We start from the raw sequence: 13404 nt of genomic DNA on the forward strand, positions 1-13404 counted from the left end.
CTCCTCTCGCTCAAGCAATTCGCGAACGGCACCGTCCTGATCGGCGGTGGCTGGCAAGGCATCGGCGACCGCCGGCGTGGGCCAGTCGAAGCCTTGCCGCAAAACCTGATCGGCAACCTGCGTCTCGCGCAGCACGTCATTCCGGCCCTCGAGCACGCGCGCGTCGCAAGAATCTGGCTCGGCCTCGAGGCCGAAACCGCGGACGCGATGCCGATGATCGGCGCGCTACCCGGGCACGACGATGCCTGGGTAATCGGCTGTGTGCATTCCGGCTACACGAGCGGCCCTTACATGGGCAGGTTGCTGGCCGATGCGATGCTTGGCCGGACACTCGAAATGCCGCTCTTCGACCCCGCGCGGCTGATCGCATCAACGGGTACGCCCACCCTGACCTCACCGGAAGCCACCGCATGATTCCATCGACACCGCACCCGTTCCACGGCGTGTACGCCGCCACGCTATGCCCGCTCGACGCGCACGGTCGCACGCTCGACGAGACCGCGCTCGCCCGCCATCTCGACGATGTCACATCGGTGCCTGGCATCGTCGGCCTCCTGGTCAACGGGCACGCCGGCGAAAACCATGCACTTTCCCGTGATGAAAAACGACGCGTCGTCGAAATCGCGCATGCAGTTTGCGGCGATCGTTCGATCATCGTCGCCGGCGTCAATGCGGAGGACAGCTACGAAGCGCAACGCCATGCCGACGATGCCAAACGCGCAGGCGCCGATGCGCTGCTCCTGTTTCCGCCATTTTCCTGGGCGCTGTCTACCGATCGTGACATCGTCCTCGCGCATCACCATATCGCGAACGCCGCTGCGCGACTGCCGATGATCCTTTATCAGGCAGGCGTCAATACCGGTGCAATGGCGTATCCGCCCGATACGCTCGCTGCGCTCGCCGCTCTGCCGGATGTGGTGGCCGTCAAGGAGGGCAGTTGGGAAACCAGTGCGTACGACGCCAATCGGAGGCTTCTGCGGGAGGTCGCGCCACACGTCGCGGTGATGGCGTCCGGCGACGAGCATCTGTTCACATGCTTTGCCTTGGGAACGGAGGGCAGTCTCGTCAGTCTCGCGGCGCTCGTTCCGGTGCAGATCGTTGCGCTCTATCGCGCGGTGGCGGAAGGTCGGCTCGCCGACGCGCAGCGTGCGCACTCGATGCTCTACCCGCTTGCCAAGGCGATCTACGGCACCACGCCCGGCTCGCGCGCCACCGCACGGCTCAAGGCATGCCTTCACCTGGCCGGCAAGTTTCCACATCCGACGGCACGCCCGCCAGTCACACCGTTGTCCACCGACGAAATTTCACGCCTCGAAGCCGCCCTCGCTCTCGCTCTCGCCCTCGAACCAGACCGGAGTTCCACATGACGCACGCCACACCCCGTACCCTCATCAAGGGCGGCCGCCTGATCACGGCGGTCGACGACTACGTCGCCGACCTCATCGTCGAAGGGGAGCGCATCGCGTGCATCGGTCACGCGCTTGAAGTCGGTCCGGACACCCACGTGATCGATGCCAGCGGCTTGCTGGTATTTCCCGGCGGCGTCGACTGCCATACCCACATGGAAAACACCTTCGGCACATCGACCACTTGCGACAATTTCGCATCCGGCACACGATCGGCCGCGTTTGGCGGCACTACCACGATCGTCGACTTCGCGCTGCAGACACCCGGCACGAGCCCGCTTGAAGCGATCGCGCGCGCTGGGGCAAAAGCGTCGTCCGCCGCCAATATCGACTATGGCTTCCATGTGATCGTCACGCAAGTCGACGAGCAGGTTCTGGCAGACATGCGTGACGCGATCCGGCATGAAGGCGTGTCGAGCTTCAAGATGTTCATGGCCTATCCCGGGACCGTGATGTCCGACGATGCGGCGATCTTCCAGGCCATGCGCATGGTCGGCCAGCATGGCGGGATGATTGCGCTCCATGCGGAAAACGGCACCGTGATCGATCTGCTGATTCGCGAGGCGATCGCTCAGGGCCACACTTCCCCCCGTTATCACGCACTGACTCGGCCGGCCATCATGGAGGGCGAAGCGACCCACCGCGGCATCAAGCTGGCCGAGCTTGCGGAAGCGCCCGTCTACTTCGTGCATCTCTCTGCCAAGGAAGCCCTCAAGCACGTGATCGAAGCGCGCGACCTGGGCATTCCGGTCTTCGCCGAAACCTGCCCGCACTATCTGTTCTTCGACGAGTCCGTTTATGCCGACGACAATTTCGATCTGGCCCGCTACGTGATGAGCCCGCCACTGCGTTCAAAGGAAGCGCAGCATGCGCTCTGGACGGCGCTCAGGACCGACGACCTGCAATTGATCTCCACCGACCATTGCCCTTACTGCATGAAGGAGGGCCATCGCGGAAACTTCAATCAGAAACCGCTCGGCGCGAGCGATTTCTCGAAGATCCCGAACGGCGTCCCTGGCGTCGAAACGAGAATGACCGTCGTCTACGACGGCGGCGTACGCGATGGCAAGATTTCGCTGAACCGGTTTGTCGAGTTGATGTCGACCGCGCCGGCGAAACTGTTCGGCCTGTTTCCACGGAAAGGTACGCTCGCGATCGGCAGTGACGCGGATATCGTGTTGTTCGATCCGGACGAACGGCACACGATCAGCGCGCGCACGCAGCACAGCGACTGTGATTTCACGCTGTTCGAAGGGCGTCAAGTGACAGGGCGTGTCAAGAAAGTGATGCTGCGTGGACAATGGCTTGTCGACGATGACGAGTGGGTCGGCCCGACGGGACGCGGACGGTTTGTCGCGCGGGGCGAGCTCGGCGCGCTCGGATGATCACGACATGCCAATGTACGAGTACGCATGTCCCGGCTGCGGCGTATTCGACGCGCGCCGCATGGTCTCCGAACGAGATATTCCTGCGTGCTGCCCTCGATGCGGACAATATGCGCCGCGCGTCAGACTGACGCTCCCGTCGATATACCGGTCGAATCATGATGCTTCGCACGAGGGCGACGATGGTGCGTACCTAAAGTCCCGACTCGATTGCGCTTGCTGTAGATCGTAGTCTTTAGCCGTTTTCGCCTCGCCCCCTTGGCGTGAAAAAGGGTTGAATCCCCACGCCGACTCACAACAACGTCACCAGCGTCCTGATCCCCAGATGAACGGATTGCCCAACCGCCGTTCGGTACGCAACTCCGCGTCGCCGCGCGCCCATTTCCTCCAACAGTTCGACGTCCATTCGCGCCCCGGAACGTGCCTCCGTCCGCCGTAGAACTGACCTCACCTCGGTCGGCAGCTTGCACCCGTGGAAAAGGCATGGATATTGCCCCGTAGCCTCATCTTTCCGAGCGAAAAACAGGAGAACCGATGAGCGATCCCACCGCACATTCCCGCACGACCGCCAAAGCGGTGCCGCCCCCGCGAGACCCGCATCTGCGCGCGCTGGCGAACTGTATTCGCTTCCTTGCAATGGATGCAGTACAGAATGCCAACAGCGGCCATCCTGGTGCGCCAATGGGGCTGGCCGACGTTGCGACGGTGCTGTTCAAGGAGTTCATGCAATTTGATGCATCCGCCCCCCACTGGATCGATCGGGACCGGTTGGTCCTTTCCAACGGACACGCATCGATGCTCCTCTACAGCTTGCTCTATCTCACGGGCTATGCCGACATGACCCTCGACGAGCTCAAGCGCTTCCGGCAAGTCGGCAGCAAGACGCCAGGTCATCCCGAGTACTCGCACGCCGATGGAATCGAACTGACGACCGGTCCCCTCGGACAAGGCATCGCGGAATCCGTCGGCATGGCGTTGGCCGAGCGCGTCATGAATGCGCACTTCGGCGATGACCTCGTCGATCACTACACATACGTATTTCTCGGCGACGGTTGCCTGATGGAAGGCATCAGCCACGAGGCCATTTCGTTGGCCGGCCACCTCCGGTTGGGCAAACTGATCGCGTTCTGGGACAACAATTCGATTTCCATCGACGGTCCCACCCAGCTCGCGGTCTCGGACAACGAGATCGAGCGCTTTCACTCGGCTGGGTGGCACGTCCTGGAAATCGACGGTCACGATACGGACGCGATACGGCGCGCGATCGAGACCGCCAGGACAACGCATGACAGACCGACGTTGATCGCATGCAGGACGATCATCGGGTTCGGCTTTCCGACGAAGGCTGGCACCGAGAAAGCCCATAGCGATGCGCCGGGCGAGGATGAAATCGCGGGCGCACGCCAGACCCTCGATTGGCATTCGCCGCCGTTCGAAATCCCGGATGACCTGCTGAAAGCATGGCGGGAGATCGGGGCGCGCGGCCGCAAGGCAAGACTCGCGTGGGATGAGCGTGTCAGCCGGGCGCCGCACGCGCTGCGTACCGAATTCGACCGACGTAATGCCGGAAAGCTTCCGGATGACTGGAAGACGGCGATTGCGGCGGCACGGCAGGCGTTTGTTGCCGCAGGCAGTGCAATGGCCACCCGCAAGGCCAGCGGTGAAGTGCTTGATCAACTCTCCGATGCGATTCCGGAATTGCTGGGCGGCTCGGCGGATCTTACGCAGTCCAATAATACGAAGACGAAGAACCAGATCGCGATCGAGCCCGGGCAGTTCAAGGGTTCATATGTCCACTACGGCGTCCGCGAACACGGCATGGCCGCCGCCATGAACGGCATTGCCCTTCACGGCGGCCTCATTCCGTACGGTGGCACCTTTCTTTGTTTTTCGGACTACTGCCGTCCGGCGATCCGCTTGAGCGCGATGATGCGGGTGCGCGCCATCTTCGTGATGACGCACGATTCCATCGGTCTCGGAGAAGATGGCCCGACGCATCAACCCGTCGAGCACCTTGCCGCCCTTCGGGCCATTCCCCAACTCGCCGTCTATCGGCCGGCCGATCCAGTCGAAACGGCAGAGTGCTGGGAGCTGATTCTCGAACAGCCCCGCAGGGCTGCGCTGCTCGCATTGTCACGACAGCCGGTCCCGCTCCTGCGCAACGAGCCCGGAAACGAAAACAAGTCGGCGCGCGGCGCCTATGTCTTGCGGGAGGCCGATGGCGGGCCGCGCCGACTCACCCTGCTCGCGACAGGCTCGGAGGTCGACCTCGCCGTCCAGGCACGCGACATCCTGCAGCAGGAAGGCGTGCCGACGGCCGTCGTATCGATGCCGTGCCGCCTGCTCTTCGAGGAGCAACCACGCGATTACCAGCGGGCCGTGCTGGGCACTTCTCCCGCGAGAGTCGCGGTCGAGGCGGCGGTCGAACTGGGATGGGAGCGGTACCTCGGACCGGAAGGCCGGTTCGTCGGCATGCACAGCTTCGGCGAGTCGGGAAAAATCAAGGACGTGTACAAAAAATTCGACATCACGGTCGATGCGGTCGTTCGAGCGGCGCGTCAGGTGCTGTCCGAAGTGTGACATTGCTGCGATCCACTCGAGAGGCGATGACCTCGCGGGGTTCCTGGTTACGCCTGGAGAAGTGGGCGGCCTCGGTTTTCGGCGAATGCTCGCGTAGCGTTAGAATAGCGCCCCTTCTCATGGGAGACGACAATGTCCTGGTTCGTTTATGAAGTGCCCGAATACCACGAAGACGCCGCGCGCATCGAACCGTTCAGCGAGCTGCGTAGCCGCGTGCTGAAAGCCGGCGGCCCGGCCATGGCAGACGACCTGGAAAGCGTTCGCGAAAACGCCGCGGCGACAGCGGACACGCCGGAGCGCCCGCTGCGTACCCCGGAAAATCCGCAGGTCTTTCCGATTCCTTACGCCGACTCCATGATCCTGGTCGGGTTCATCTTCGACCTGAAGCGCGAATTCCGGCAACTGGTCGTATCGCCCGTGGAAATGCCCTGGCTGAAAGAAGCGTAACGCGTGGCGCAGGCGGGATGTCACACCGGGCGACCTGTTCACGGAGCGTCGTGACGATGCTGTCCCGTTCGGCAAGCGGCAACGCGCCGGCCCGCCGCGCGCCACTCGCAGGCTAGAAGCGATGCCGCAGCCCCGCCAGCACCGCGATCTGGCTGCTACGCCCCGCCCCCGCCGGTCCGAAGAAGTTGATCGCAACGGTGCCCGCATCGCCGGCCCGCCGCTGATAGACCATCGACATGTGCAGATCGGTGCGCTTCGACAGCAGGTAGGTGATGCCCGCATCCACCTGATGCCATCTCGGCCGGTCGCCGGTCGCGAACGACGTGGCGCCGCTGCCGGTATACCCATGGCCATCGGTGAAGATGTAGCCGACCCCCGCGATCAGCACCGGTGTGAAGTTGTAGCGCCCGTTGATCTCGTAGTTGTCGACGCGCAGGCTGTGGCCGCCGCGATAAGCGAGCCGCGTGTCGGTGACGACCAGGTTCACCGCTGCCGCGCCGAACGAATAGCCGGCGCCCAGTGCCGAGATGCGCTGACGCTCGACGAAGCCCGCGTTGTAGAAGAGGCTGGTCGAACCGCTGTACTCGTCGCCGATCGCGCCGTTCGGATTATTCCCCGACGACGCAATCCCCGCCGACGGATTGTTCAGTTGCAGATAGCTCGCGACCACATGCAACGGTCCGCGCAGGTAATCGAGCCCGAAGCCGTACGCGCGGTTGTTGGCGAAGCCTTGGCCGGCGCCGCCGCCCGCCTGGTTGCTGAATGCATAGAGCGCGCCGAGCTTCAGTCCCGCGAGCGGACTTACCTCGTACTTGACGCTGTTGTTCAGGCGAAACGTCTGGAAGCTGTCGTCCACGTCCCCGATGTGCGCGCCGTAGATGCTGCCGAACTGAAGCCATGCCATCAGCGGTGCGACGTAGTCGAACGTGTAGTCATACTGACGGCCGAGCGTCAGCTTGCCGTACTGCTTGCTCGACAAGCCGACGTACGCCTGCCGTCCGAACAGTCGGCCGCCCTGCGACGACGTGCCGTTCAATCCGCTGAACCCCGCTTCGAGCTGGAACACCGCGGAGAGGCCGCCGCCGAGATCCTCGCGTCCGAGGAAACCCAGGCGGTCACCGCTGCCCCAGCCGGTCGCCATTGACCAGCGCGACGCGCCCTGCGCCTTGATCGACGACGCGACCGTATTCGTCCAGGCAATGCCCGTATCGATGATGCCGTACAACGTGACCGAGCTTTGCGCATGGACCGTGAGCGGCGCCGCGAGGGCGCAAGCCACCGCAGCAGTGCAGACTGCTGTTTTCATCGTGCTTCTCCGGTTTCGATGGAATGAGGTGATGCGGATCGAAGGCGGCGGGAACGCGCAGCGGGCGCAAACGCGCAGCATGCATCGCACCGGCGACCGTGCGTGCGCGCGCGCCGCGCCCGGCCCCGCCGCTGCCGCTGTTCCTAGCGCTCCGCTGCGGGTAGCGGCGGTTCGGCGCCCGCGGGATCACACGCCGCGAGCCCGTCGTCGTGCGTGTCGCCGGGCCGGTACATGCGACCGAGCACGAACATCAGCGCCGCGACGGCGACGACCGGCAGCGCCGCGACCTGGAACAGCTCGCGCACCGGCACATGCGCGGCGAGCAGCATCCCGCCGATCATCGGGCCGGAGATCGAGCCGATCTTCGCCACGCCGATCGCGGTGCCGGTGCCTTTCGAGCGGAAGCTGGTCGGATAGACGATCGACGCGACGGCATTGAGCCCTGCCTGGGTGCCGGCGACGCAGAAGCCGACGCCGAACACGGCGGCCGTCAGCCAGGCGGTCTCGAGGTTCATGCCGAGCGCCGCGACGAGCGGAAAGCCGACGAGCGGCAGACACGTGACGAGCCGCACGCCATGGCGGTCGATGAAGCGCATCAGCACGAGGCCGCCGAGCGTGCCGCCGACGGAGAACAGCGTCGTCATCAGCGCGGCGCGATGCGCGGCGACGCCGGTCGCCTCGATCAGCACCGGCAGCCAGTTTTGCAGGAAGAACAGCGCCATCGAATTCGCGATGTACGCGAGCCACAGCGCGGTCGTCACGTAGCGCAACCGGCCGGCGAACAGCATGCGCGGCGAGAACTTCGCGACGCGGCGCTCGTCGGTCACGACGAAGCGCGCCTCCGGCGGCAACGCGAGTTCGGGCCGCACGCGCGCGGCAGTCGCGGCAATGCCGTCGCGGGGCCAGCCCTTCAGTACCTGATAGCGCAGCGACTCCGGCATCACGAACGACAGCGCGGCGGCCACCACGAGCGGCGCGAGCCCGCCGACCACGAATACCGCCGGCCAGCCGAAGTGCGGCACGAGCCACACGGCGACGCCGCCGCCAAAGCCCGCCCCGAGCGTATAGCCGGTGAACATCAGCGTGACCCAGGTCGCCCGCAGCCGCTTCGGCGCGAATTCCGACACGAGCACGAACGCGTTCGGCACCGCGCCGCCGATGCCGATGCCCGCGGCGAAGCGCAGCCACAGCAGGTGGTCGACACTCGACGCCCATGCGGTCGCGAGCGTGACGAGCCCGTACCAGCATGCACCGAACAGGATCGCGCGCTTGCGCCCGATCCGGTCGCCGATATAGCCGAACAGGATCGAGCCGATCATGATGCCGAAGACGTTGGCGCCGAACACCGGCCCGAGCACGCTGCGCTCGATGTGCCAGGCGCGAATCAGCGAAGGCGCGGCGAACGCCAGCGCACTGAGCTCGTAGCCGTCGGTCAGCATCACGAGCCAGGTCGACGCGATCAGCAGGATCGCGAAGCGGCCGATTCTCTGTTCGTCGATCAGGCGCGACACGTCCACCGTGCGCGCATCCGGCAAGGGTTGAATCATCGTCTCCTCCTCAGGTGCCGCGTCGGCGCGCCGGCAGATTCCGGCGCGTCGCGCGTTCCTTCGTTTCGTCTCTGGCCGGCGCGGCAGCGGGTACTGGTTGCGAGCCTCCTGGCGGAGCGCCCGATGCACCTCTTTGGTATTGCCGCGCGGCCGGCGGGTCGTGCGTCAGTGCTTCAGATGCGGTGGATCGATTCGATCGACGTTGTCGGCGAGCCGCTCGCGCAGCAGGCCGCGATCGATGTCATGGACACTGCCGCCATCCGCGAGATCGAACGCGTGCGCGGCCGCCGCGCCCATCGCGATGCACGGCCCCATCACCCGCACGCTCGACAGCGCGGTCGCGTCGGCGTCGATGCAGCGGCCGACCGCGATCAGGTTGTCGGCGTCCTTCACGACGAGGCTGCCGAACGGCACGGTATGCAGATGGTCGTCGCCGAACGGCTTCCATTCGTAGCCCTCGGCGCGATCGTGCAATTCGATCGGCCAGGAGGTGCGTGCGACCGCGTCCGGAAACTGCCGGGCGGCGATCACGTCTTCCGAGCGCAACTGCTGGGCGCCGACGATCCAGCGCGTCTGCCGGATGCCGGGCAGCCCGTAGCTGCGGATGTGCGCGTTGCGATAGATGTGCGGATACTCCGCGCGCAGGAACTCGAACGCGCGGTCCGCCTGGTCGCGGCCGACGAGCGCGGTGCGCGACGCCGCCATCGGTTCGAGCGGCGTCTCGATGTGCGTCATGTTCGCAATGCCGATGTTGCGGCCGCGGAAATAGAACACGAGCCCGTCCTTGCGTTCGAGCCCATACGCGTGTGCCTTTTCCTCGACGCGCTCGCGAAACGCGGGCGGCGTCGGCAGATCGGTCTCGTCGAGGTTCTCGAGCACGATCATCTGCGTGCCGCGAATCGGCGTTTCCGGCTCCTGGCAGTCGAACCCGGCGAGCCACGTGAGCGCGGCATCGCCGCTCGCGTCGACGAAGCCGTCGGCCGCGATGCGTACGTCGCCGTAGCGCGTCGCGACGTCGAGTTCGCGCACCCGCCGCCCTTCGCGCACCACGTCGCGCAACACGGCGCCGAGCACGACGGTGATGCCTGCGTCGAGAATCTTCTGCTCGATCCAGCGTGCGAGCGCGACTTCGTCGTACAGCACGACGGTCGTCAGCGGCCCTTCCTTGTAATGCAGCGCGCCCTTCTCGCCGAGATCGCGCAGGATGCCGTCCGCGATGCCGTGCGTGACCTGGAAGCGCTTCGGCCCGTTCGAGAACAGCCCGCAGAACGTGCCGATGATCGAGTTGACCGCCTGGCCGCCGAGCGCGGGCAGGCTGTCAACCAGCACGACCTTGCGGCCCAGCGCGGCCGCTTCGAGCGCAGCCGAGGTGCCGGCGATGCCCGCGCCGACGATGCACACGTCGGCGTCGAGTGTCCAGCCCGTCGGTTGGCCGTCGCGGCGAACGATACGAGTACCTGTGTTCAAAACATGCTCTCCTTGAAAATCCATCGCGGTGGCGCGCGGACGAAGCCGCGCGCCGGAATCAGGTGCGGCTGCGCTTGAGCACTTCGACGACGCCGCGCTCGGCATCGACGCGCACCCAGTCGCCCGTTTCGATCACGTCGAGCGGATCGACGTCGAAGTCGGTCAGCGACGGCGCGTGGCTCACCACCGCGCCGAGCGCGATCTTCGTGGTCATTTCGTTGAACAGCATCGCGGCCGGCGCGGTGCCCGCGATTCGCGCGATATGGAACTGGCTGGACCATCCGGACGAACCCTTCGCGCCGGGAAACACCAGCACCTTGTTCGCGAAGCTCTGGCCGCGCAGTTCGTGACGCGTCTCGATGATCGTGCCGGTGCGCGGATCGATGCCGCCCCAGCCGGAGATGCGATCGCGCGTGACGAGCGCCTCGCCCTCGACACAGCCGCCGACCACCTTGCGTCCGCGCAGCACGATCGGCGTGCCGGCTTTGTCCGTCATTTCGTGAATTTCGTGATGCGTGCTCATGCCGCCAGCCCTCCGTTCCAGCGGCCGCTCACTGCGGCCTCGATGCAATCGGCCGTGGTGCCGAACCACGCCTGCACGCCCATGATCGCCGGCAGGTAGTGCGCCTGCTTCGCCGAGTCGAGCGCAACGACGCGCGTGCCCTTGGGCATCACGCGACCGATCGCCGAGCACGTGTCGGTCATCAGCACCCCGCCCGCGTCCTCGATCAGCTTCGTATAGCCGGCCTGGTCCGCCAGCTGGCGGGTCGCGCGTGCGGTGAAGATCCACAGCTCGGTATTCGTGCCGATACGGCGCCCTTCGAGCAACTGGCAGACCTCCCAGATCTGCTCGATCGAATAGTGCGGACAACCGAGCATCACGAAGTCGACCTGGGCGTCTTTCGCGGTGGTGTTGACGCGCTCGTACGCGATGCGCCGCTCGGCCGCGCCGTAGCGGATCGTCTCGAGAGGCTTGCGGCCGCGAAACGCTTCGTCGCGCGAGCGCGCCTCCGGCGTCTGGCCGACGATGTGGTACATCTCGACGCCGCCCGACGAAGCCGCGGCCGCGCCGAAGTGCTTGAGCTTCGGCAGGTTCGGCACGTCGCGCAGCCCGTCGATCACCGGAATGCGGTCCTGCACGCATTCGCCGACGTAGTAGCCGAGCAGCCCCCAGTCCTGCACCGTCTTCACGTCGACGTCGAGTTCGATCAGATGCGTGCCGCCGCGGTTTTCGTCGAGGTGCAGGCCCCAGTACGGAATCTTGCCGGTCAGCATCGCGGCGCCGGTGCTCTCGCGCCCTTCGGCATTGGAGCGCGCGCCGAGCACCGCGTTGATGTAGATGACCGCGGACGACTCCATCCATGCGCAATGCTCGCCGCGCACCGGCACGTTGCCGGTCAGGTAAGGCGCGCAGGTATTGAGCGGCTGGATGCCGAGCCGCCCGGTGAACGCCTCGCCCTGGCGGTACAGCTTCACGATCTCGCCGTCGATGCCCTGACGCTGCGCATGCTGCGGATCGAGCCCCTGCTGCAGGTGGCTGCTGAAGACCTTCGCCTTCGGCACCTCGACCACCTCGGGGCTATCGAGGTTGAATTCGGAAAACACCGCGTCGAGGCCGCCGTGCCTGGCCGCGTAATCGCGCAGGAACGGCATCGTCGCGCCGACCGTGCCGCACACGTTGTTCGTGTCCACCAGGCGCGACGCGCCGAGCGCTTCGCCGTAGCGCACCAGCAGATCCATCGCGCGCTGCACGGCCGCGCCGTCGCGGCCGTCGAGCATCGCCCGTTCGTCGTCGTTCAACTGCATTTAGCGTGCTCCCTGTACAGGTTCGAGTGGCTCCGCCGGCGCCGCCACGTATCGGTCGACGTCGACCGTCGTCGCGCGCCGCAGTTCGCGGCGCACCGACAGATCGTGACGGCGGCCGCGGTGCAGCGTGCAGCGGTTGTCCCAGATCACGAGATCGCCGGGCCGCCAGCGATGCGAATACACGAAACGGCGCGCGGTCGCATGTTCGAGCAGATCCATCAGCAACACGCGGCCTTCGGCCAGCGTGCGACCGACGACATGCGTCGCGTGCGCGCCGATGAACAGATGCCGGCGCCCCGACCCGGCGTGCTCGCGCACCAGCGGCCAGCGCACCGGCGGCAGCGCGTTGCGCTGCGCGTCGCTGTAGTCGGTATCGCCGAGCAGGAAGCGCGAGTGCAGCGCGTAGTGCTCCGCTTCGAGCCCGTCGAGTTCGCGCTGCTCGCGAGGGTCGAGCGCATCCCACGCGGCGCGCATGTCCGCGTACTCGGTCTCGCCGCCCCACTCCGGCACGACGACCGCATGCAGCATCGAATAGCGCGCCGCCGGCTGCTGGAACGAACTGTCGCTGTGCCACAACTGATTCGCGAGATTGCCGACGATGCGCCGGTGCGCGCGGTCCGCGATCTGCCCGGATTCGTCCACGTTCGAGATGTCCGCGAGTTCCTGGTGGGCGAGCCGCGCATGCGGTCGCGCCACGCGCTTGAAACCGACATCGAGCGGTCCGAGCGCGCGTGCGAACGCAAGCTGCTGATCCTGCGTGAGCGGCTGAGCGCGGAACACCAGCACCGCGTAGCGGTTCATCGCGGCGTCGATCGCGCATGCGAGCGGCTCGGACACGGGCGCGGTCAGATCGACACCGCTGGCGAGACCGACGAAATCCGGACGCGCGGCGTCAATGGGAACGACTTCAAGCGACATGGGCGGCTCCTGTTTGAGCGTTGTCCGGCGCGGTATCGTCGCCGCGGCGATGCAGGCGGCCGAGCGCGAACGCGAGGAGCGCGACGAAGGCGACCGGCACCGCGCCGAGTAAGAACATCCGTTCGACCGGCAGATGCGCGGACATCAGCATCCCGCCGATCACCGGCCCGGCGATCGCGCCGATCTTCTGGATACCGACCGCCGCGCCCGTGCCTTTCGCGCGCAGCGCGGTCGGATAGACGAGTGCCGCGACCGCGTTCAGGCCAAACTGCGTGCCGACCACCGTGAAGCCGGTCAGGAACACCGCCGCGACCAGCATCGGGGCGGGCAGTCCGGTGCCGAGCAGCGCGACGAGGGGCGTGCCGACGAGCGGCAGCACGGTGATGATGATGGCGCCGCGCGTGTCGACGAAGCGCATCAGCGCGAGCCCGCCCAGCGTGCCGCCGACCTGGAACATCGTCGAGACGAGCGCCGCGTCGCGCGGTGCGAGGCCCACGCTTTCGATCAGCACCGGCAGCCAGCTGCTGAGAAAAAACAGCGCC

13 protein-coding genes are annotated in these 13404 nt (G+C 66.0%); 6 read left to right on the top strand and 7 right to left on the bottom strand.

The features are described from left to right. The 6 genes from JMF90_RS06160 to JMF90_RS06185 form a co-directional block, all read left to right on the top strand. On the top strand, positions 1–414 hold a 414-nt coding region (locus JMF90_RS06160; protein ID WP_201324990.1), incomplete at its 5' end, for an FAD-binding oxidoreductase. Next, entirely contained in the window at positions 411–1367 is a 957-nt protein-coding gene (locus JMF90_RS06165) for a dihydrodipicolinate synthase family protein (protein WP_011549783.1), read from the top strand. The genes JMF90_RS06160 and JMF90_RS06165, both read left to right, overlap by 4 nt. Next, positions 1364–2791 carry a dihydropyrimidinase gene (gene hydA / locus JMF90_RS06170; protein WP_011549784.1) on the top strand — a complete coding sequence of 476 codons (1428 nt, stop codon included), beginning with the start codon at positions 1364–1366 and terminating at the stop codon, positions 2789–2791. The genes JMF90_RS06165 and hydA overlap by 4 nt, the downstream gene beginning before the upstream one ends. Before the next feature lie 13 nt (positions 2792–2804). Next, positions 2805–3023 carry an FmdB family zinc ribbon protein gene (locus tag JMF90_RS06175; protein WP_226292101.1) on the top strand — a complete coding sequence of 73 codons (219 nt, stop codon included), beginning with the start codon at positions 2805–2807 and terminating at the stop codon, positions 3021–3023. A 302-nt stretch (positions 3024–3325) separates the two neighbouring features. Beyond that, positions 3326–5371, top strand: a complete 2046-nt coding sequence (tkt, locus tag JMF90_RS06180; protein WP_011695031.1) for a transketolase — start codon at positions 3326–3328, stop codon at positions 5369–5371. Positions 5372–5503: 132 nt separating this feature from the next. Further along, on the top strand, positions 5504–5818 hold the full coding sequence (locus JMF90_RS06185) for a hypothetical protein (protein ID WP_006481253.1): 315 nt from the start codon (positions 5504–5506) through the stop codon (positions 5816–5818). 112 nt (positions 5819–5930) lie between these two features. Here the strand turns inward: JMF90_RS06185 and JMF90_RS06190 are convergent, their stop codons facing one another. The 7 genes from JMF90_RS06190 to JMF90_RS06220 all read right to left on the bottom strand — a co-directional run. Continuing rightward, positions 5931–7124: a porin gene (locus JMF90_RS06190; protein WP_011549787.1), complete on the bottom strand. Its 1194-nt coding sequence runs from the start codon at positions 7122–7124 to the stop codon at positions 5931–5933. 143 nt (positions 7125–7267) lie between these two features. Then, complete coding sequence (locus tag JMF90_RS06195; protein ID WP_011549788.1) at positions 7268–8671, bottom strand: MFS transporter; 1404 nt, start codon at positions 8669–8671, stop codon at positions 7268–7270. Positions 8672–8836: 165 nt separating this feature from the next. Beyond that, positions 8837–10162, bottom strand: a complete 1326-nt coding sequence (locus JMF90_RS06200; RefSeq protein ID WP_011549789.1) for an FAD-dependent oxidoreductase — start codon at positions 10160–10162, stop codon at positions 8837–8839. Between the two features lie 34 nt (positions 10163–10196). Continuing rightward, a complete protein-coding gene (locus JMF90_RS06205) occupies positions 10197–10661 on the bottom strand; it encodes an aconitase X swivel domain-containing protein (RefSeq protein WP_011549790.1) in 465 nt (154 codons plus the stop codon). Beyond that, positions 10658–11944 carry an aconitase X catalytic domain-containing protein gene (locus JMF90_RS06210; RefSeq protein ID WP_011549791.1) on the bottom strand — a complete coding sequence of 429 codons (1287 nt, stop codon included), beginning with the start codon at positions 11942–11944 and terminating at the stop codon, positions 10658–10660. The genes JMF90_RS06205 and JMF90_RS06210 overlap by 4 nt, the downstream gene beginning before the upstream one ends. Then, positions 11945–12862 carry a TauD/TfdA family dioxygenase gene (locus JMF90_RS06215; RefSeq protein WP_011549792.1) on the bottom strand — a complete coding sequence of 306 codons (918 nt, stop codon included), beginning with the start codon at positions 12860–12862 and terminating at the stop codon, positions 11945–11947. Next, a partial coding sequence (locus JMF90_RS06220; RefSeq protein ID WP_201324991.1) for an MFS transporter occupies positions 12852–13404 on the bottom strand: 553 nt, incomplete at its 5' end. The genes JMF90_RS06220 and JMF90_RS06215, both read right to left, overlap by 11 nt.

The organism is Burkholderia sp. E168m23, from assembly GCF_016586125.1.
GTDB classification, from domain to species: Bacteria; Pseudomonadota; Gammaproteobacteria; order Burkholderiales; family Burkholderiaceae; genus Burkholderia; species Burkholderia orbicola.